A 19,627-nucleotide genomic window follows, 5' to 3' on the forward strand; every position below is an offset into this window, starting at 1 on the left:
GACACACGAAATCCCATCGTCTCTTGCAGTCCGTTGCGATCCGGTGTATTCTTCGTTCTGTAGTGCAGCAATAAGTGATACGCCACAAGAAGGAGAGCACATTGACGAAGCGGCCGAGAACACTCACCGCCGCCTTCGTGCGCGCGGTTGGCCGACCCGGCGTGTACGGGGATGGGCGCGGCGGACGGGGCTTGAGTCTCAGGGTCCACCGCACGATTGACGGCCGGATCACCAAGACTTGGCGGCAGCGCGTGAGGGTCGATGGCCGCCTGACCTCGATCGGGCTCGGGCCATACCCCGAGGTGACGCTCGCCGAGGCGCGCCAGGAAGCGCTCGCCAACAGCCGCATGGTCCGGCTCGGCCGGGATCCGCGCGGGCGGGGCGTCCCGACCTTCGCCGAGGCCACCGAGCGGACCATTCGGCTTCACCGGGAGGGCTGGAAGGCCGGGACGGCGCTCCCGGATCAGTGGGCGTCCACGTTTCGCCTCCACGCAGCGCCGCTCATGGACATGCCGGTGGACCGGATCACGAGCGGGGACGTGCTCGCGTGCCTCGCGCCGATCTGGAAGTCGAAGCCCGGCGCGGCGGCGAAGGCTCGGAGCCGGATCGCCGCCGTCTTCCGTTGGTGCGTCGGTCGGAACCTTCGCCCGGACAACCCGGTGGACCGGGCGGTGGCGGCGCTGCCGAGGGCGAACGGGGGCGCGACGAAGCACTATCGCGCGCTGCCGCACACCGAGGTTCGGGGGGCGCTCCGGGCGATCCGCCGGGGGGAGAAAGCGAATCCGGCGGCCGCGTTGTGGGTGGAACTCGTCGCGTTCACCGCCGTTCGGCCCGGAGAGGCCCGGCGCGCGCGCTGGGAGGAGATCGACTTCGAGTCGGCGAGGTGGACCATCCCGGCGGAGAGGATGAAGGCGGGCCGCCCGTTCGCGGTTCCGCTGAGCGCGGGCGCGCTCGATGTCCTCAGGCGCGCGGGCAAGCTGTCCGGCGAGTCGCCGTTCGTCTTCCCGGGGAAGGCCGGGGGGCCGATAGGCGCGAACGCCGCGAGGCGCGTGCTCGGACGCGCCGGGGTGGACTCGACGCTCCACGGGTTCCGTTCGAGCGCGCGGTCTTGGATGGCCGAGACGGGCGTCCCGGCCGAGGTGGCGGAGGCTTGCCTCGCCCACGTCCCGAACAGCCGGGTCGTTCAGGCGTACCAGCGCTCCGATCTGTTGGAGCGCCGGGCCGAAGTCCTTCATGCATGGTGCAGCTACATCGCTCGCACAGACAGCTAGAAAACCGAGGTCAGGCATCGACGTGACGTGAAACACTCGCCGCGGGAGAGTCAGTGTTTCGTGTCGAATGTCGCCTAACGATCTGCCTTCACCCAGAACCCTCGCCACCCAGCAACCTCTTAATCTCCTCGACCAGGCACTTTCTTCTCGCTTTGTAGAACTCGACGAACCCCGTCATCTTCTCAGGAACGGTGCCCAGCAGATGATTGCGAGCGTGTGACCTACGTCGGCCTTCGTCAGGATACGCGCGAGCCAACCACTCGGCCGGCATCGCCGCGCTCTTCTCGGTGTTCACCGCGCCCGGCAAGAGCTGGAGGTTGCCGAGCCGATTCGCCCGCTCGCGGTACTCCTCGATCTTCCCCTCCGGGACGTGCGCGTCGCGCAGTTTGCGCTTGGTGAACTTTGCGGCGGGGAAGATGTGGTCCACATGAAACAGCTTCCCCGGATCTACGAAGGGGAAGATGAGCGAGAGAAGCGCGAAGACTCGTTGGCTCCGATACTCCGTGTCCGCTAGTTCCTCGACCTCTTCGTCGTTGAACACCAACTCCCGGCCCCGGCGCGCCATCTCCTCGCCGAGCCGGGCAGCCGGGAACCCGTCGGCCGCGTCCTCGCGAATCACTTTTCGCAGTGCCGTGAGCAACGTATCGAGGCCGCTCCCCCAGACCCCTCTCTTGAGCAGACTCCGGATCAGCCAGCCGCGAATCCTCTGCCGGTCATCCTCGTGCTCGCTGTGGCTCAGGAACGATTCCGTGCGCTTGCTCCGGTACAGGTAGTATGCGATGGGGAGAATCGCGTTGTGCGCCGTCAGCGTCGCGCGATTGAAGCCGAAGCCCGCGATCAACTGGACCGTCAGCGTGAGCGCCGACTTGATGGACGTCCACTTTTCCTCGAGAACCGCCATGTTCTTGCGGTTGAAGTTGTCCACCTTGAACCCCACGCTCCCGATGTCGCTCAGCATCAGACCCGCCTTCAGCACCAGGTCCTTCGAGAAGGAGAACCCGAGCCCGATCCGGTTGAGCGCGTCGACGAGTTCGTGAATCTCCTCGCGGGCGTCGTGCTTGGTCCATTGAGCGACCGCGATCGACAGGAGCAGGTCGGAGTGCGAGAGCGGCGTGCCTCCGTCGTTCATGCGGATGAAAATCTGAACGACATCGTCCAGCGTCTGTCTCCGCTCCTCGTAGTATGCCACGAGATGGTCCTGCCGAACTACGCGGTGGAGGCGATTCAACGTCTTGTATGCGAGGCTCAGGGAACTCCGCTCCAAGGCGGGGTCGTTCACCCAGTCGAGCATGGGAGGCCCGTCCTCCATCGACAGTATGTCGCGCAAGCGGAACCACCATTCCACCAGGTTGCCCGATGAGTTCTTCCGCCGGCGAGGTTCGTTCCCCCGACGAAAGCTGAAGCGATACTCGGTCCCCTCGTCCTCATCCTCTCCTGCATTCCAAAGGAGGTCCAGATAGAGATGTCGTTTCGGAAAAGCCTTGGGGTTGTTCCACCAGAGGCGGGGCAGTTTCCAGGTCATGCTCCCCCGCAGGCCGACATTGAGGGCCGTCAAGCGCTGCTGTCCGTCGAGTACTGCGGTGAGTGCCGTGTTTGGCATCTCCGGAAGCGACGGGCAGTGAACGTTGTCGCGCTCGTGATACTCGCGCATGAAGCCGTAGAAGTTGAACTTGGCGCTGTTCTCCGGAGCCACCTTCCAATAGAGGAATGTTCCGACCGGGAACCCCTGCATCAGGCTGTCGAAGAGTCGGCATATCTTCTCTGGGCCCCAAACGAACTCCCTCTGAATCGCGGGGAGAACGAGGTCGTGCTTGTGGATTTGATCGAGGGTCTGCTCAATCGTGTGGCCGGTCTGGTACATGGGCGGAAGTCGGTCTCGGGTTGGGCGATGGTCGGATGTTGGGTGCGAGTCAGGCCGGTCGGCGATGCTCACATGATTCTAAGAGGGCCTCCAACCTACGCCCGGACGGCGCGCATCGCACCTGCTGCGGCTCGTTGGCGGAGCCGTTCTGCGGGTCGAGGTTCGGCGTTCCACGCACGGACGGCTGTTCTCGATACTTCGGGATGGAACGCGGGCTTGCCTCGCGATGGAGGTGGCGCTGGCGGAGGCCGACCCGACTTCGGGACGGCACTGGAACCCTTCGGAAATCGCGATTTCGGACGTGGTTGACACCGCCCGAAACGATCCCCTGACTAGTACGTCATGGCGATTCCGACAGCCCAGGATTCCGCGCTCCGGCGGACGGTTTGGCCCGCTAATGCGGGAGAGCCAGCCCACCCTTTGGGGCCACGCTCCGCGAGTCCCCGGCAGGGGCTGGCGGGGGGCCGTGCCCCCTGTGACCCCCACAACGGAAACGGCGCGCCGTGAGCGCCGGACGCGCCGTCTGGGTGAAGGTCCGCGCCACCGAGGCGGAGCGTGCCGAGTGGCACGCCAAGGCGCGCTCGGCGGGCTTGACCCTGTCGGATCTGGTGCGCCGGTCGATTGGCCGGGTGCGCACCTGGACCGTGGCGCACGCCGAGGTCGAGCGCGAGCGCACCCGCGAACTGGCTCGGCTCGGGAACAACCTCAACCAGATCGCTCGCTGGGCCAATACACATAAGGAGGCCATCGAGGCCGTCGAGGTGATCGCCCATCTGTGCTCCATCGACCGGGCGCTCACCGCCTTGGATCCCGCCGAGAGCCCGGAAGCCGATGCACATTAAGTTCTTGGCGCGCGGAACCGGATCGGCGCGGGCTGCGGCCAAGTACCTCCTCGGGGAGCGGGACGCGGCCGGGAAGCTGCGCGAAGGCGTCGAGGTCCTTCGGGGCGATCCCCACCGGGTGGCGTCGGTGGCGGACACTCTGGGCTTCGAGCACAGGTACACCTCCGGCGTGATCGCGTGGGCACCGGAGGACCAACCGACCGACGAACAGATCGGCGCGGTTCTGGACGCCTTCGAGGAGACGGCTTGGGCGGGGCTCGAACCCGACCGCTACGCATGGGCGGCGGTGCTCCACCGCGAGGAGGGCGGCGGTGCCCACGTCCACGTTCTCGCTGCGCGATGCGACCTTGAGACCGGGCGCAGCCTCAACATTGCCCCTCCGGGCTGGCGGAGAACGTTCGACCCGCTCCGCGACGCCTTCAACCACGAGCACGGCTGGGGCCGTCCGGACGATCCGGCCCGGGCCAGGGTGGAGCAGCCCGGACACCGCGCCTACGTCGAGGCGGCGCGACTGCGGGCCGGGCTCCGGCTCGAAGCCTCCCCCCGCGACCTGATCCGAGACTACCTGATCCAGCGGGTCGAGCACGGCGTGGTGAAAGACCGCTTCGATGTCGTCGCCGCGCTCCGGGAGGCGGGCTTGGAAGTGCCGCGCCAAGGCAAGGACTACCTGACCGCGATGGACCCCGACACCGGGGACCGTTGGCGGCTGAAGGGACGGCTGTACGCCTTTGACTTCCAGCCCGAACGATCCGACCGAGCGGCTGAGGAGGCGGCTGGAGAGCGGACGCAGGGAGACAGGGAAGTTGACCGTGAGCGAGCTCGGGCGGCCCGACGAGAACTCGCGGCGCGCCGCGAGGAACGCGCTGCGTACCATCGGGCTCGTTACGGAGGAAGAGGCCGCGCGGATGCACACGTTGCCGCAGAAGGCTTGGCCAAAGCCGCTGACGTTCGGCCTGAACCGCTCGCTCGGCATCTCCGCCGGAAGCTGGGCGACGATGCGGTGGCGGTCGAGGAGCATCCCAGCCCGGATCGAGGCGGTGGCCGAATTGGACTGCGAGATCGCGGAGACCCGGCGGACGCTCGCGAGAATCGAGATGGCCGCTTGGAGGATCGCGCTGCCGGAGATCGAGGAAGAGCAGGCCGTGGTGGGGCCGTCGGGGACGCTGGACAAGCCGCGCTGGACCTTGCGCGAGCGGCCTGCCTGAAAGCCATCAAGAGAGCGAGGAAGCTGTATGACCGAGTTGGAGGGGCAGTTGACGGAGGCCTTGAAGAGGTTGTCCGGGCAGTCCGAAACGGAACGGCGGCGGCAATCCGAACAGGTCGAAGCCTTGCGGCGGCAAGTCGAGCGGCAGACCGAGGAGAACGCCACCTTGAGGCGGCGAATCGAGCGGCTCGACGAGCGAGTGACAGGCTTGACCGAATATTACGAGACATCTGGCGTCGCGAGACCGCGCGGCCGCGGCTGGTGATAAGGCCGCCGCCGCGCGGGCCGGACCGCGATGCCGGTCCGAGCCGCTGAGGGTGCGTCGGCCGGTGAATCGGCCCGCGTCAGATGCGCCGACCACGCATCCGCGCACGGGCCGGAGTCCCTTTACGGAGCCCATTGCATCCCCTACCGTCGAAGCTGCGAGGGGCGAGCGGTCGCAGCGACGACCCGAGCCCCACGGCAACCGTATTGGTCACGACACCCACCACGAGAGCACCGAGCGCACCAAGCCCCCAAGACCTGGAGCCATGTGGGAACTGTGCAGTGCTCGGTCGCATCACCGAACCATCGGAGTCCTGAGTTGAGAAACATCTGGGTAGTGAGAGCGGGCGGCGGCGGTGTCTACGCGGATCGGTTCGAGGAGGCGGGCATCGCCGCGATTGGGTTCTCCATCCGTAAGGACCTCTCGCAACTGAAGTCTCGGGACGCATTTCTGTCGGAGTTGGCGCGAGAGCATCCGAACATGAAGAAGGGTCGCCTGATCAATGGGGCGAGCCAGCTCTACCGCTTCGTGCATGAGATCCGGGAGGGCGACTTGATCCTGACTCCGGTCACGGACACGCGGGAGATACTGTTCGGGACATGCGCCGGACCGTACCGTTACGATCCCCGCCGGGACGGAGACCTTCCTCACACGCGACCGATCAACTGGACGAAGAGGATTTCGCGAGACGAGCTAACCGGACCGGCCAAGAACAGTGCAGGCAGCACGCTGACACTCTTCTCCATGAATGACCACCAGGACGAAATCGAGGCGGTCGCATCGGGTCGGGAGCGCCCGGTGTCCTTGGGTGCCGAAGCCGACGAGGGATCGGGGTTCCAGTTCTACGAGGACGTGCAGAGCAAGGCTGAGGAACAGATCTCGGACCGGATCGCACACATGGACCCCTTCGACTTCGAGGAACTGGTGGCCGCGCTCTTGCGCTCGATGGGTTATTTCGCCCGCAGGACGGAGAAGGGACCGGATCGAGGCGTGGATGTCGTAGCCACGTCCGACGCCCTCGGGCTCGATTCACCGCGGATCAAGGTCCAAGTGAAGCATCGAAGCCAACGAGCGAGCGTGGGGGACATGCGGAACTTCATTGCCACGCTTCGGTCGCCGGACCGGGGGCTCTTCGTTTCGACCGGCGGATTCACGCGGGAGGCGCTGTACGAAGCGGACCGGACTCCACAAGGAACATCGGTAACCACGCTCAAGGGTGACGAGTTCATCGAGTTGTTGATGGAGCACTACGAGCGGATGGAGCCGGAAGCTCGTGCGATGATCCCGCTGAAACGGGTGTTCATTCCGATTGACTAGTGGACCGCGATTCAGCACCGAGCTGCTGAGGATCGACCGGGATTCGCAGCGACCGGGAGAATGGCGGCCTCTTGGCCCTGCCAAGCCGGCCCCTGCCGAGACGGGCAACCGTAGCTTGAGGTTGTTCATCCAAACGCTGGCAGTGTCGCGCGTTTCAGGAGGCTACCAGAATCATGATCCCAAGTTTTCTCCGAGTGGCCGTCGGAATCATCTTCGGCTTCGGATCCCCGGCTCTCCAAGCTCAAGAAGTCATCGAACTTCCAAGCCGGGACACCCACATCGAACCCGCGTTCGAGGAGGTCTACCGGGTGGGGTCCGTCGATGGTGCGGACTGGGAGGTGTTCAGCCGGGTCAGCGCGGTCGGCTTCAGCCAGTCCGGCGACCTGTACGTGATGGACGACCAAGGCGGACGGATCGTGGTTATGAGCCGGGAGGGCGAGTTCGTTCGCGAGTTCGGACGGCTCGGCGATGGGCCGGGTGAATTCGCCGCGAGCACCAACACCGCCATCGGATTCACCGTGCTCCGCGATGGGCGCACGGTGGTGTTCGACGCGGGTCACAGTGCCTTTCAAGTGTTTGCACCGCACGGCGAGTTCGAGAGATCAGTGCGGATGCCCGGCAACTCTCTCTACGTGATCCGGACCTTGGCGCCTGCTAGGGACGGCCAGAACGTCATCACGACCAGTGTAGGTGCCTTCGACATGGGCGGCCCGGCCGACGGTCCCGAGCGATCGTTTCGTCCCGTCTATCGGTTGGTCCTCACTGGGGACGAGGCCGTGCAAGACACGGTGATCGAAGCGTGGCGGCCATCGGGAGATCCCGACGGCTTCGGACCTCCCTTGGTCGCTGGAGCCCTCCCGGACGGAAGCCTGGTCTACACGGACTCGTCCGCCTATGCCATCAAGGTGGCTACTCGCAACGGCGAACTCACTCGGGTGCTCACCCGAGCGTTTCGGCCTGAGCCTGTGACCGACGCGATCAGGGATGGAGAGATCGAACGCCTGTTGGCGGAAAACGAGGCGGACGCGAGTTCGCGAAATGATCGGTTCGGCGACGCCTTTGCCGAATTGGGGCGGCGACGCATCAGGAACATGGAGTTCTACCACGAGGTCCCGGTGGTACGCACCCTGCGCACGAGTTGGGAGGGGACGATCTGGGTGCAGCGGCGCGGCGATGAGCCAGCCAGCGACGGTCCGATCGACCTACTGACCCCGGATGGTGGCTACATCGGGACCTACGTTGCTGGCACGACGGAGATGCCCGACGCTTTCGGTCCGGATGGGTTGGCGGCGTTCATCGAGCGTGACGAATTCGACGTGTCCAGCGTGGTGGTGCGGCGGCTGCCGACCGGGCGACGATGAGTACGCAGCACGCCGCCGCATCCGCCATTGGGGGTGGCTGGTCCTGAGCTTGGGAGTACCAACCGCCTCCGTCGATAACCGGAATCGGATCCGGCGACATCCGATTGGGTTCAACGAAATCTCGCTCAGAAATGTGTATTCTGAGTGATACATCGCCTACGGCCATGTGCCGTAATTTGCTGTTATAAATCAGGTTACGACATATCTATGTGGTCCCGGTAGAACCCGGCCCCTACGATGAACTCGACGCCCTGGAAGACGGGCAGATCGCTCCGCAGCGAGACGGCGTAACTCACCTTGGGGGTTCCGGTGTCCTCATCCCCCTGGACCGTCGGGTCGTCCCAGAAGTACTCGACGAATCCCCCGCCCCCCTGGGCGACGGCGATGACGTCCCTCACGAACATCCGCCCCTGGAAGTCAGTGTTGTCCAGCACCTGCCGCCCTTCCCGCCACGCGTCGGCCCCGTGGAAGATGACGAACCCCTGGGGAGTGAAGATGAAGAGATAGATGGGACCGGACTTGAAGTGTCCCCCCTCTTCCCGCAGGAGGGCCTTCCATTCGTTCGCGCGCTCGAAGCCGACCTGCCCTACGAGCTCCCTCAGCCAGACGACCGTCCCGTCCACGAACCGCCGGAGGGTCTCCCGGTCCACGACGTCGGCGGCGGAAAGCTCGGGGAGTGGGACCGGAGGCAGCGGCTGCCCCGCGCCGGACAGATCCTGGTAGTATCCCCCGACCACGACCAGATCCACTCCGGCCACCGGAGAGAAGTGCTGGAGCGCGTAGCTATCCTTGCAGCGGGGGTCGTTCGGGTCGTTCGGGTCGTCCCAGCACCACTCGACGAACCCGCCCCCGGCCGCCGCGGCGGCGAGCATCTGCTGAACGACCGGGTTTCCGTTTTCGTCCACGACCCCGAAGACGTTCGTGCCGTCCAGGTTGGGGTCTTCCCCGTGAATGAACACCTGACCGTCGAGGGTCATGAAGATCAGGTACATGTTGCCGAAGTTGTATTCGCTGCCCTCCGTCCTGACCGCCTGGATCAGTTGCGATCCCTGGTTGATGTCCGTGATGGAGGCAGCCACGGATGCCGCGTAGGTCACGAACCCCTGCAGGGTCTCCCGGTCCGTCACCTGTCCGGCGGTGACCTTCGGCACCTGGGCATGGGCCTGACGGGTTCCGGAGGAGGCGGCAAAAAGCACCGACAGCGACATCACAATGACGGCCGGCCTGAAGCGTCGCATGGCAGCTCCTTCCCTCCGGTTCAGGAGTCGTCAGTTCACTGCGCGACCGGGCCCAATCGGGTGTGCTCAGGCAGGCGTGCCGGCGCCCGAGCCCAGCCCCTCAGGGATCGAGGTCGACCTCGATCTCGACCGCGTCGAGATTTTCGGCGGTCAGTTCGTCTTCGCCGGTCGGCATGCCGTTGATCTTGAACATGTAGGCGACGACATCGACGTACTGCTCGGCGGGCAGCCCGCCCGGATTGTCCTCCGGCATCGTGGCCACGATCTCATCCACGAGGTCCTTCACCGAGGCCCCGACCCACGACTGGATGAACGGCCCCCCGAAATCCTCCTCGAAGTGGCATTCCGCGCAGATGTTCCAGAAGACGTCTTCGCCGCGCGTCGCCTGTTCCTCGCTGAACACGCCCTGGGTCGTGTTGGCGGCGGCCGCCGCCTCCTCGGCCTCCGCCGCATCGCCGCCCTCCTCCTGGCCCGCGAGGCTGGTGGCGCCCAGAAGGACCGCGACCGCCGCCATCCGGATCGGCGAGCGGATCCCTCTACATGAGGAGATGGTCGAAACATGGTTCGAACGGTTCTTCGATATGCGCATCGGGATTCCCCTGCGTTGAACGGTGCGAGAACGCCCCAACCTGAATTCCGAAGCCGGGCCGGAGCAAGTATCGGCTAGGAACCTCCGCCGTCCGTCGTGACGGCCTCCTCATCAGACTCGTCCTCGTCCTCGGGCGGCCGCGGGCGGTTCATGCGCAGCGACACGCCGCCGAAGAAGGAGGAGCCGGAGCGTTTCACCTCATGCTCCCCCTCGTACAGGTAGTCGAGCAGCGCCTGGTCCCACGAGAGTCCCGCCTTGGCGACCAGCTCCATCCACGGGCCGTACGCCGTCTCATCCGGGGCTTCCGTCGTGCCGGACCAGATCGTGATGCGGGAATCGAAGCCGAACCGGGACTCGCCGCTCGATCCCCTCAGCGGCATCTCGATGAGCACGCTGTCGGTCATCGGGAGCCGGAACACATCCGGGTCATAGTCGGCTCCGTAGCGGCGGTAGCGCGCATAGTTGCGCTGGTTCATGTCGAACACGTCCTGGTTCGAATTGATCCCGCGCGTGATGTAGTCGCGGATCTCGAACGCCGCGTCGCGGTGCCGGGGGTATTCGGGACTGTCCACGTAGCCGAACCCCGGCATGAACCAGCCCTTGTTGAGACCCCAGTTGCGCTCGGTCACGCGCCCCCGCCGCACGAGACCCGAGTATTCGCTGAACAACTGCACGACCTGGTGGGAGGGGTACCCGTGCGGGTTGAGGAAGATGTCGGGTAGCCAGCGCCCCCACAGCCGGTTTCGAACGGGCGCCTCGGGATAAATGGGGTGATCGTCGCGCGACCCCGTCATCACGTCGATTCCCAGCGACGCAAGGTAGCCGGCGTGCAGGATGAAGTCCGGCGTGATCCGGTACAGGTCGTAGGCGAGCTGGGCCCCGTCGGGGTTCGTGAACGGGTGGATGACGACGTTCACGTCGTTCAGTTTCCCGCGCTGCGCGGGATCCGTGAGGAGGAGTTCCGCGTGCCGCAGGACGTGACTCGTCGAGGAGACCTCGTTCGCGTGCTGCCGGGCGGAGTAGATCACCGTGGGCTTGAAGGTCGTCGCCTTCACGCGCGACCAGTGCGAGGCCGCGACCGGGGGCATGAAATCCGCCGCCCAGATGTCCCTGCCCAGGTAGGATTCGCCGGCCTTGTACATCGTCACTTCCTCGAAGGCCTCGGCCATCCGGGCCAGGATCCCGTGGCCTTCGGGGGGTGGGATGGGCGTCTCCCACTGAACGAGGCGTTCGCCTCCGTAGCTCCAGCCTTCGGGCAGGAGGCGGCGCCAGTCGGGAGGCGCCGGCGGGGTCCCGTTTGCCGCGAGTCGGGCGGTGCGGCGGGACTCCGGGTCCTGTTCGTGCGTCCATTCGGCCCAGACTTCGAGGGAACCGAGCCCGGTCCAGGCCAGCGAGGACGCGTAGAGGCCGGCCGCGCGCAGCGCCTCGATTTCGCGCACCGTGGCCTCGACCTGTTCGGCGGAGACCATGCTCCGGTCGACCTGCCGCGGCGAGGCGTAGTTCAGGAGGCTGTCGCGCATGTCGGCGTCCGTGTCGACGCGGAGGCGCAGCCCGAGGTGCGCGATCCCCGGCTCGCCGGCGCGGACGATGGCCAGCCTCGCGGACGGGCGCTCGAGGCCGGTCTTCGGGATGTCGAGCCGCATCGTGTCCGCCGCGCCCGCCGCATCCTCGAAGGCGACGGAGACGGCGGGCCGGGAAGTGGCGAACCCCGTGAAGCTCACCCGGAGTTCCGCCGGTCGGCCGTCGCCGCGCGGCCGCATGATCGGGAGGATGCGGCCGGGGAAGGTCAGCCCCTGCCCGCGGGAGTTCCGGCCGAGGACGTCGAAGAACTCGATCGTGCCGAAGTAGATCTCCTCGTGGAGGGCGTCCATCGGGGCGTGAATCTCGTTGTCGATCTCGAGCCGGTAGTTGGGCTCGCTCATCTCGAGTTCGACAGTGAGTTCGCCGAAGTAGGGTGCGTCCGCGTTCCCGCCGTCCGGGATCCCGTCGTGCCGGTCCATCACGTAGTCGTAGATCGCCGGGAGAACGACGCTCTGGTAGTGGTCCCAGAAGGCCTCGGGGTCGGTGACGATGCGTTCGTCGACGAGCGTGCGGTCCCCCGCCGCAGCGTGGATCCAGCCCGTCGTCACGCGGACGTGCTCGTAGTCGCGGAAACGGTCGAAATACGGACGCATCACCCGTCGCGGCTCGAAATCGCCGGACAGAATCTCGGCGCCGCCGGAGTTCGTGACGGTCACCGCGTAGGTCGGTCCATCGGTCGTCTGCTCGAAGCGGATCCGCTCCAGCTCGAGGCCGAGTTCGCGGGCGAAGATCTCATCGATGGGGAAGATCTCGTGCAGCCAGCGGACCGGCGTGTGGATCGCCTGCTGAGGCCACGCCGCCGGCGGATCGTTGCGGCGGAAGCGGATGACGATCTCCCCGATCTCGCCGGGGTCCCGGTCCGCCAGTTGCGGCAGGATCACTTCTTCGAGCCAGGAATAGCCCTGCTTGAAGGCGGAGAGGACGCGGACCTCGACGGCGTCGGCCGGAGCCCCCGCCTCGATCAGGGCGTCTCGAGCCTCCCGCTCCAGTTGGCGGCGGATCTCCGGCGGCTCGCTGAGGCGGGCCTCCACCCGGACGGGACCGCTGGAGCCGGCTGCCGGTAGCACCCGGGCGCGGAACAGCTCCCGGAAGCGGTCGACTTCCGAGGGCAGTGAGAGCGTGTCGGCGAAGATCGTGGCCGCTCGCTGGACATCGCGATCGTCGACCGTGACGTCGACGTCGACGGCATCGGGGAGGCCCAGCGCTTCCGCCGCCCGGGCCTGTACGTACGCGCCAAGGCCGGGGTCCGCCTTCTCGACGGAGAGCAACACGTCCGCGCGGGCGATCTGCCGATCCGCCAGCTTGTCGGCGATGCGGCCGAGCTTGTAGAGGCCGATCGCCGCCTGGCCCGCGGGCGAGTGGCCGGACAGGGCGTCCCACAGGCCGCGCTCGACGTCGTCCATGGTGGGGCGGTCGTCGCCGCGCTCCGCGAGGTGCGGGAACGTCCGGGCCAGCTGATCGAGCGCGCGCTCGGCCCCTGCGGCGTCCGCGCCGGAGACGACAAGGGCCGGTTTGGACCCGAAGGCCGCCGGGACCACCTGGATGAGCCCTTCGCCGGGGGCGAGCGACCCCGTATCGATCTTCGCGCTGTCGGCGAGCTGCCGGGTCAGGGCGTTGTCCACCCCCGCGAGGACGAGCGTGGGCCGGGCGGCGGCCGCCTCGATCGACGCGGCCGGTGCGACGAGCGGCACCGTGATCCCGGTCGATTCGAGTCCGAGCCGCCCCGCCAGATCGGGCAGGCCGTCGATGCCTCCCTCGCCGGGCGCGAGCATCGCGTCCACGCGGTTCGGGAGCACCCCGCCGCCGAGCAGCCCGTCGGAGGTGTAGAGGTTGGAGAGGTCCATGTCGTTCTTGCCGCCGCTCCCCGGCCGGCCCGCGATCGGTCCGGGGGCATCCGGCGCCGCGCGCCCGGCGATCCGGATCGTGGGTCCGCCCGCCAGCCGCGCCTCCACCGACTCGACCCCTGGGTACGCCAGACGTGTCCGGGGAGTCGCCTCGTCGGCGGACTCGTCCCCCGCCTCCGCCTCTTCCTGGTCGGACGCTTCCTCACCCGCCGCGAGGCGCCGGAAGAGATCCGCGGCTTCGCCCAGGTCCGCTTCGTCCACCTCGATCTCGGCGATCACGCGTCCCACGCCGGCCTGGCCCGCTCTGACCCTCGCCTGGGTCAGGCGCACCGCCGCGTCCGCCACGCCCCCGGCCTCCAGCGTCTCGGCGAGATCATCGCGTACGCGGTCCAGCTTCGCCGTCGAGAGGGTTCGCGTATGCGGCAGGACTCCCGCGAACAGGCGGGCCGCCGCGTGCAGCCCCTCCTCATCGCCACCGACCACGAGAACCCAGGTGCGCCCGCCCTCCTCGCGCACCGCCACGGCTCCCTCGCCCGAGTCGAGGGAGGCGGGGTCGATGCCCGGCGTACGCAGGCCGGCGACCTCGAGTCCGCTCCGTCCCACGACAATCCCGACCTGACCACCCTGCGGGTCCCGGGACAGCGGCAGATCCAGCGCCATCGTCTCGAACCCCAGCCGAGCGGCGACCTCGGCGCCCGCGGCCCGGACGGCCGACGAGGGGTCATCCCCGAGAACGAGCGCCGCGTTCACGAGATCGGGCACGCTGTCACCATTCGTGTCGAGCACGAGCGTCCCCAACTCGAACAGCGTGGCAAGGTCCGGCGCCTGCTGGGCGGCGAGCCCGCGGGAGGCCGGAGGCGTCGCGAACACCGCCGCGAACGCCAGCGCGATCCACACGGCTCTCTTCATCATGTCCCGTCCTTTGGTGATTCGACCTTCACGTCGTTCGCCAGGACCCCGACGCCCTCCACCTCCACCTCCACCCGGTCGCCGGGAGAGAGCGTCGACGTCTTCCCGGGAGTTCCCGTGTAGATCACGTCGCCGGGAAGCAGCGTGAAGTAGCGGCTCGCGTAGGCGATGATCTCCGGGATGGAGAAGATGAGGTCCGAGGTGCGCGCGTCCTGGACGACCTCGCCGTTGAGGCGCGTGCGCAGGCGCAGGTCCTCCCACGCCGCGCCGGTCACGATCCGCGGTCCGAGCGGACCGAACGTGTCGCTGCCCTTGGCCCTGAGCCACTGCAGGTCGTCGCGCTGCCAGGTGCGCTCGCTCACATCGTTGCCTGCCGTCACCCCGAAGATGTGGTCGCCGGCCGCTTCCGGACTGACGTGACGCGCCGCGTGGCCGATCACGACGACGATTTCTCCTTCCGCGTGGACGACTTCCGCGTCCGCGGGAATCTCGATCGCGGCGCCAGGCCCGACCATCGAACTCGGCAGCTTGGCGAACAGGGGAGGGTCCGTGGGCTCCGGGCGCGTCCCGATCGGGCTGTTGTCGAGGTGGCTCCGGTAGTTCAGGCCCACCGCGATGACCTTCGAGGGGGTTGCCGGCGCGAGAAGATGAAGCTCATCGAGCGGCATCCGCTTCCCGGTGCGGACCTCTCCGCCGAAAGGAGGCGCCGCCAGTTCCTCCACCATGCTGTCCTCGCTGATTCCGTCCGCGAGGACCTCATCTTCCACGACCCCCCAGCGGGCGCCGCCGTCCCCGCCGGTCGCGGCGTACGTATGGTTCGCCGCGTCCGGCGCGAGATAACGGACGTACGCGGTCACCGCCCCGGCCAAATCACCCCGGTCCGGATCACGGTCAGCCTTCCCCGGTGGGGATGTGCTCGACGAGTTCGACCTCGAACACGAGCGGCGAGTAGCCCGGAATACGCGGCGCGTTGCCCATCTCCCCGTAACCGAGATCGTATGGGAGCACGAGCCTCCGGCGCTCGCCCAGGCGCATGCCCGTGACCCCCTCCACCCAGCCGTCGATCAGAGGAGTAGACCCGAGGACCAACTCGAGCGGCTCGTCGCGGTCGTGGCTCGAGTCCACCGTGCTCCCGTTCGGAAGCCAGAGCGTGTAGTGCACGTGCATCTCGTCGCCGTAGCCGGCAGGCGGCCCGCTCCCCTCCTGCAACACCTGAATGAACAGGCCGCTCTCGGTTTCCTCCATCGCATCGAGGTCGACCGCGAGTTCATCGGCAAACGTGATTTCCCGGAGATCCGTTATCACACCTTCGGGCGAGGCGGCCGTCTCGGCCGTCGCCGGGGCCTCGGCCGCGCCCTCCGCTCCGCCCTCCGCATCCTCTCCCGCGTCGCCCGCGCATGCGATGGCGAGCGGCGCCAGCAGCAGGGCCGCCGCGGTCCGAAACCCGTTCGATGTCATATCACGCTGCATGGAATGCCTCCGAGAGTGGAAAGTGGCGAATCGCCCGAATGTAGCGGCGTTTCAACGCCGACTGCTAGTATCAGGCATGAAGACTCTACGGATGTTCCGACCGGCCTTCCGACACGCTTTCTGGGCATGGCTCGTCCTGCTCGCCGCCGCCTGCGGCCCTCGTCCCCCGGCGGACGAGGATGCCTCCGGCTCGGTCGCCGAGGCCGACCTCACCCGCGCGCAGGAACTCGTGGCGAGATCGGTGGCCTTCCACGATCCGGACGGGGTCTGGGGGAGCCGGTCCGTCTCGATGTCGTGGGTCGGGACCGACGGAGAGGGCGGGGAACGCGTCGCGGTCGACCTGGAGTTCGGCGCGGACGAGCGGGACTTTGCCCTCGCGGGCCGCTATCGAGGGTCGTCGATCGAATACGAGACAACGGCCGATGACTGGTCCGCGACGGTGGACGGGGTCGCGCAGGCGGACCTCCCCGACGCGGACCGCGAGCGCATGCGTCTCCATCGCGAGGAAGGGATGTTCTGGCGCAGCTACTACGGGTTCCTGGCGGGTCTTCCGATGAAGATCTCCGACCCCGGCTCCCACCTCGATCCCGACATCATCGAGACCGCCTTCCTGGACAGGGAGGTCCACGCCGTCCGGGTGACCTACGACCCCGACACCGGCGGCGACACATGGTACTTCTACTTCGACCCCGGGACCGCGCAGCTCGTGGGTTGCCGCTTCTACCACGACGAGAGCGCGAACGACGGCGAATACATCACCTTCGAGGGCCTGGTCGAGGGCGGCGGGTTGCGTCTCCCGCGACTGCGGGGATGGTACGTGAACGCGGACGGCCGCCATCTGGGAACCGATGAGGTGGGGGCGATCCGGGTCGGCCCGTGACCTCGGCCGTCCCGTAGCTCAGGGCAGGATCGCGCGCCCGCGCCGGGGGGACCGCCGCTCCCGCATGGCGATCGCAGTCCTCCTCGTCGCCGTCGCCGCGGTACGGTGCTCGGAGTCGACTCCGCCCCCGCCCCCGCCGCCCCCCATGCCGAGCGGGGACTGCGTCCTGTCCTTCGTGATCGACGGAGACTCCGTTATCTGCGCCGATGGCCGGGAGATTCGGCTTCTCTCCATCGATGCCCCGGAGATGGCGCAGGAGCCGTGGGGCGCCCGCGCCCGCGACGAGTTGCTGCGGGTGGCCCCGCCGAACACGGCGCTCGGGGTCGAGTACGACGCGGTTCGCGTGGACGCCTTCGACCGGGACCTCGCCTATCTCTTCCTTCCGGGCGGGGACATGCTGAACGAACACATGGTCGCGAGCGGGTACGCTCTCGCGTTCATCATCCCGCCCAACCGGCGCTACGCGGATCGCATCGAGGCCGCGGAAGCCGCCGCGTCGACGGAGGGGCGGGGGCTGTGGGCGGAGTGGGGGTTCACCTGCCGCCCCGCGGACTTCAGACAGGGCCGCTGCTGACGCGGGCGGGAGACCGGACGGAGCGTCGGGCGCGTCCGTTCGTCAGTCGAGCGAGTCCATGAAGCGCGACTCGATTCTGAAGTAGCTCGCGCCACCCCCGGGAACTTCGGCGAAGATCTCACGCCATTCCGGCGTGCCGAGTACTTGTGGCAGCTTCTCGTCCCGTTCCTCCTTCGACGCCCAGCGGATGACCCACGTCACGTTCGCGGGCCCGAGGTCGTCCTGCTCCGCGCCGCGGACCTCCGCGGGAATCCCCGATTCGATCCAGAAACCGACGATGTCCAGGTGTTCGCGCAGGTAGCGGATGTACTCGCCCTTCGCGACTTCCGAGTACTCCTCGAACCGCGCCGGGTCGAAGTGATAGTTGCGGATCTCGTAGATTGCGCCGTCCTGAGCGGCCGCGGCATTCGACTCCGCCGCGGCATTCGACTCCGCCGCGGCGACACCGATGAGGAGGATCGCGCCGAGTGCGGCGAGCGCGAGGGTGTGCGGGGTTCGTCCGGAACCGGTCATTCGAGCCTCCGATCAGCCCGTCGTGCGGGCCAGGGCCTCGACGAAGCGGTCGACCTGCTCCGTCGTGTTGTAGATGTGCGTGGAGATGCGGATCGCGTTGTGGCCGTCGCGCTGGTGCTCGTCGATGTGGGATGAGATGCTCGCCTCGATCGCGCTCACCGCGGCCACCGCGTCGAGACCCTCCTTCTCGAAGATCGTCGATCCGGGCGCGCTTCGGTCGCGGGCGCCGCTCAGGAGCGTGACGCCGTTCATCTCCGCGAGGCGCGACTTGAGGTGATCCGAGAGATGGCGGCAGCGGGCCTCCACGGCTTCGAGTCCGATCGCAGCGACGAAATCGACCGCCGTCCCGACCGCGGCGCGCACGGGGAACGCCGCCGTGCCCGGGGGGCCGAACTGCGGCTGCTCCGGGGTGGCGTCGGGCGCGAACGCCGTCCGGATGCGGTCGCGCGCATCGCGCCGCACGAAGAGGAAGCCGGTCCCCGCCGGGGCCAGCATCCACTTGTGGAGGCTCACGCTGTACGCGTCGCAGTCCAGGGAGGCCAGATCGATGGGGAACTGGCCCACCGCCTGCGCGCCGTCCACCAGGCTCACGAGTCCCCGCTCGCGCGCGAGCGCGCAGATGGCTTCCACCGGATAAAGATGCCCTCCACGGGTCACATGACAGAAGGCCACCGCCCGCGTCCGGGGCGTGATGGCGTCCTCGAACCGGGAGAGGACCTCCTCCTCCGGAGGCAGGGGGCTGGGGATGAAGACTTCGTTCACCCGAATCCCCTCCCGCACCTGCCGGAACTCCCACGGACGACGACCCGCGGGATGTTCCTGGGTTGTGATCAGGACTTCATCGCCGGGATTGAGTGCGACCCCGATGCTCTGGAGGTGGAGCGCCTCCGACGCGTTTCTCGTGAGCGTGAGTTCGTCCGGCTGCACCGAGAAGAGGCCGGCGAGTCCGGGCACCACGTGCTCCGCGATCCGGGCGCTCAGATCCGAGCGGCCGCGAGCGGGAAGTTCGGCCATGGCCCGATACCCGGCGGCGACCGCATCCACCACCTGCCTCGGCGGCATGCCGATGCTCGCGTTGTTCAGGTAGGCCGTGCCGGGTTCGACGAGAAAGTGTGCGCGCACGTCGTCCCAGTCCGCGTCGCCCGTCCCGGCCGGCGTCCGGAGCGGCGGGAGTTCCGTGGACGACGCGTCCCCGTCCCAGGCGGCGCAGGCGGGGAGGCCGAGGGCGGCGGCACCGGTCGCACCGAGGCGGAGCCACTCCCTGCGGTCCATCAGGCCGTAGCGATCATCTCCGGCGCCCCCAGCGGTCATGAGCAGCATGCGGAACTGCGGGTGAAGGACATCGAGTTTCCGCTGGGGAAGCGCAGCGTCAGCGTGTCGCCGTCGATCTCGACCCCGGTCGGTTCGAGCGGCCCCGCCCCGTCGCGCGCGGTCATCGTGAGCGGGCTCGCCGGAAGTCCCGCCATCGTGCGTCCGTACGAGAGGTGATGAAGGTGCTCGAAGGTGAGCGTCTCCCCGTCGAAGGTGTAGCGTCCGCCCTCGCCGGATCCGCGCCTGGGCGCGTCGCCATCCATGACGAAGAAGAGGACCTGCCACTCGCCGTCCGTGAAGATGATGCGCCCGCGCACGGGGTGTCGGTCGCCGCTCGAGAGCACGTATTCGTTCGCGGCCCAGGCCCCCGCGAGAGCGTCGGCCCGCGGCGACAACGCCCCGCCGGCCCCTGGCGCCGCGGGGTCGATGAGGCCACCGGCCAGCCCCGCGAGACCAAGGGAGGAGCCGAGGAGAAGGGACGATTTGAGCATGGTCTGCGTCTCCGGGTCGCCGGGGATCGTTGGCCCGCAACGTGACGCGGCCCGCCGCGAGCGACAAGCGGCGGCCCGGCCGCCACGGACCGCCGGGGTCGCCCGG

General features: G+C 67.8%; 17 protein-coding genes. 8 read left to right on the plus strand and 9 right to left on the minus strand.

The window, feature by feature from the left end:
- Window positions 1–101: 101 nt before the first annotated feature.
- Complete coding sequence (locus RN901_RS11525) at window positions 102–1,271, plus strand: tyrosine-type recombinase/integrase (RefSeq protein ID WP_310758433.1); 1,170 nt, start codon at window positions 102–104, stop codon at window positions 1,269–1,271.
- Window positions 1,272–1,359: 88 nt separating this feature from the next.
- On the opposite strand, the gene RN901_RS11530 is transcribed toward RN901_RS11525, so the two are convergent.
- Window positions 1,360–3,132, minus strand: coding sequence for a DUF262 domain-containing protein (locus RN901_RS11530; protein WP_310758434.1), 1,773 nt, complete (start codon window positions 3,130–3,132; stop codon window positions 1,360–1,362).
- Window positions 3,133–3,635: 503 nt separating this feature from the next.
- Here RN901_RS11530 and mobC point away from each other — a divergent pair.
- From mobC to RN901_RS11555, 5 genes are all read left to right on the plus strand, one after another.
- Window positions 3,636–3,974: a plasmid mobilization relaxosome protein MobC gene (gene mobC / locus RN901_RS11535; RefSeq protein ID WP_310758435.1), complete on the plus strand. Its 339-nt coding sequence runs from the start codon at window positions 3,636–3,638 to the stop codon at window positions 3,972–3,974.
- Between the two features lie 809 nt (window positions 3,975–4,783).
- Complete coding sequence (locus tag RN901_RS11540) at window positions 4,784–5,179, plus strand: hypothetical protein (RefSeq protein WP_310758436.1); 396 nt, start codon at window positions 4,784–4,786, stop codon at window positions 5,177–5,179.
- 27 nt (window positions 5,180–5,206) lie between these two features.
- Window positions 5,207–5,443, plus strand: coding sequence for a hypothetical protein (locus RN901_RS11545; protein ID WP_310758437.1), 237 nt, complete (start codon window positions 5,207–5,209; stop codon window positions 5,441–5,443).
- Between the two features lie 318 nt (window positions 5,444–5,761).
- Complete coding sequence (locus RN901_RS11550) at window positions 5,762–6,760, plus strand: restriction endonuclease (RefSeq protein WP_310758438.1); 999 nt, start codon at window positions 5,762–5,764, stop codon at window positions 6,758–6,760.
- Between the two features lie 173 nt (window positions 6,761–6,933).
- The gene (locus RN901_RS11555; RefSeq protein WP_310758439.1) at window positions 6,934–8,121 is read left to right on the plus strand and encodes a hypothetical protein; all 1,188 of its coding nucleotides are present in this window, start codon (window positions 6,934–6,936) and stop codon (window positions 8,119–8,121) included.
- A gap of 194 nt (window positions 8,122–8,315) precedes the next feature.
- Here the strand turns inward: RN901_RS11555 and RN901_RS11560 are convergent, their stop codons facing one another.
- The 5 genes from RN901_RS11560 to RN901_RS11580 form a co-directional block, all read right to left on the minus strand.
- Entirely contained in the window at window positions 8,316–9,359 is a 1,044-nt protein-coding gene (locus RN901_RS11560; RefSeq protein WP_310758440.1) for a cache domain-containing protein, read from the minus strand.
- A 100-nt stretch (window positions 9,360–9,459) separates the two neighbouring features.
- Window positions 9,460–9,873, minus strand: a complete 414-nt coding sequence (locus RN901_RS11565; protein ID WP_310758441.1) for a cytochrome c — start codon at window positions 9,871–9,873, stop codon at window positions 9,460–9,462.
- Between the two features lie 149 nt (window positions 9,874–10,022).
- Entirely contained in the window at window positions 10,023–14,285 is a 4,263-nt protein-coding gene (locus tag RN901_RS11570) for a M14 family metallopeptidase (protein WP_310758442.1), read from the minus strand.
- Window positions 14,282–15,139 (minus strand): fumarylacetoacetate hydrolase family protein, encoded by an 858-nt coding sequence (locus RN901_RS11575; protein WP_310758443.1) that lies wholly within the window; start codon window positions 15,137–15,139, stop codon window positions 14,282–14,284. Before RN901_RS11575 ends, RN901_RS11570 begins: the two co-directional genes overlap by 4 nt.
- 34 nt (window positions 15,140–15,173) lie before the next feature.
- Window positions 15,174–15,752 (minus strand): FKBP-type peptidyl-prolyl cis-trans isomerase, encoded by a 579-nt coding sequence (locus RN901_RS11580; protein ID WP_310758444.1) that lies wholly within the window; start codon window positions 15,750–15,752, stop codon window positions 15,174–15,176.
- A 91-nt stretch (window positions 15,753–15,843) separates the two neighbouring features.
- Between RN901_RS11580 and RN901_RS11585 the strand changes: the two genes are divergently transcribed.
- Together RN901_RS11585 and RN901_RS11590 are read left to right on the plus strand one after the other, a co-directional pair.
- On the plus strand, window positions 15,844–16,632 hold the full coding sequence (locus tag RN901_RS11585; RefSeq protein ID WP_310758445.1) for a DUF6503 family protein: 789 nt from the start codon (window positions 15,844–15,846) through the stop codon (window positions 16,630–16,632).
- 64 nt (window positions 16,633–16,696) lie between these two features.
- Window positions 16,697–17,206: a thermonuclease family protein gene (locus RN901_RS11590; RefSeq protein WP_310758446.1), complete on the plus strand. Its 510-nt coding sequence runs from the start codon at window positions 16,697–16,699 to the stop codon at window positions 17,204–17,206.
- A gap of 42 nt (window positions 17,207–17,248) precedes the next feature.
- Here the strand turns inward: RN901_RS11590 and RN901_RS11595 are convergent, their stop codons facing one another.
- From RN901_RS11595 to RN901_RS11605, 3 genes are read right to left on the minus strand one after another with little or no spacing between them, the layout of a single operon-like run.
- On the minus strand, window positions 17,249–17,719 hold the full coding sequence (locus RN901_RS11595) for a hypothetical protein (RefSeq protein ID WP_310758447.1): 471 nt from the start codon (window positions 17,717–17,719) through the stop codon (window positions 17,249–17,251).
- 12 nt (window positions 17,720–17,731) lie between these two features.
- Window positions 17,732–19,039 (minus strand): aminotransferase class V-fold PLP-dependent enzyme, encoded by a 1,308-nt coding sequence (locus RN901_RS11600; protein ID WP_310758448.1) that lies wholly within the window; start codon window positions 19,037–19,039, stop codon window positions 17,732–17,734.
- Window positions 19,027–19,521 (minus strand): hypothetical protein, encoded by a 495-nt coding sequence (locus RN901_RS11605; RefSeq protein WP_310758449.1) that lies wholly within the window; start codon window positions 19,519–19,521, stop codon window positions 19,027–19,029. The genes RN901_RS11600 and RN901_RS11605 overlap by 13 nt, the downstream gene beginning before the upstream one ends.
- Window positions 19,522–19,627 lie beyond the last annotated feature (106 nt).

The sequence above is a fragment of the Candidatus Palauibacter soopunensis genome (genome assembly GCF_947581735.1).
Taxonomy (GTDB): domain Bacteria; phylum Gemmatimonadota; class Gemmatimonadetes; order Palauibacterales; family Palauibacteraceae; genus Palauibacter; species Palauibacter soopunensis.

What these genes read in the sequence shown, in the direction of transcription:
- RN901_RS11530 (WP_310758434.1), bottom strand. Translation starts at nt 3,132, where the DNA reads ATGTACCAGACCGGCCACACGATTGAGCAGACCCTCGATCAAATCCAC.
- RN901_RS11545 (WP_310758437.1), top strand. Translation starts at nt 5,207, where the DNA reads ATGACCGAGTTGGAGGGGCAGTTGACGGAGGCCTTGAAGAGGTTGTCC.
- RN901_RS11555 (WP_310758439.1), top strand. Translation starts at nt 6,934, where the DNA reads ATGATCCCAAGTTTTCTCCGAGTGGCCGTCGGAATCATCTTCGGCTTC.
- RN901_RS11560 (WP_310758440.1), bottom strand. Translation starts at nt 9,359, where the DNA reads ATGCGACGCTTCAGGCCGGCCGTCATTGTGATGTCGCTGTCGGTGCTT.
- RN901_RS11565 (WP_310758441.1), bottom strand. Translation starts at nt 9,873, where the DNA reads ATGGCGGCGGTCGCGGTCCTTCTGGGCGCCACCAGCCTCGCGGGCCAG.
- RN901_RS11570 (WP_310758442.1), bottom strand. Translation starts at nt 14,285, where the DNA reads ATGATGAAGAGAGCCGTGTGGATCGCGCTGGCGTTCGCGGCGGTGTTC.
- RN901_RS11580 (WP_310758444.1), bottom strand. Translation starts at nt 15,752, where the DNA reads ATGCAGCGTGATATGACATCGAACGGGTTTCGGACCGCGGCGGCCCTG.
- RN901_RS11585 (WP_310758445.1), top strand. Translation starts at nt 15,844, where the DNA reads ATGTTCCGACCGGCCTTCCGACACGCTTTCTGGGCATGGCTCGTCCTG.
- RN901_RS11590 (WP_310758446.1), top strand. Translation starts at nt 16,697, where the DNA reads ATGGCGATCGCAGTCCTCCTCGTCGCCGTCGCCGCGGTACGGTGCTCG.
- RN901_RS11595 (WP_310758447.1), bottom strand. Translation starts at nt 17,719, where the DNA reads ATGACCGGTTCCGGACGAACCCCGCACACCCTCGCGCTCGCCGCACTC.
- RN901_RS11600 (WP_310758448.1), bottom strand. Translation starts at nt 19,039, where the DNA reads ATGCTGCTCATGACCGCTGGGGGCGCCGGAGATGATCGCTACGGCCTG.
- RN901_RS11605 (WP_310758449.1), bottom strand. Translation starts at nt 19,521, where the DNA reads ATGCTCAAATCGTCCCTTCTCCTCGGCTCCTCCCTTGGTCTCGCGGGG.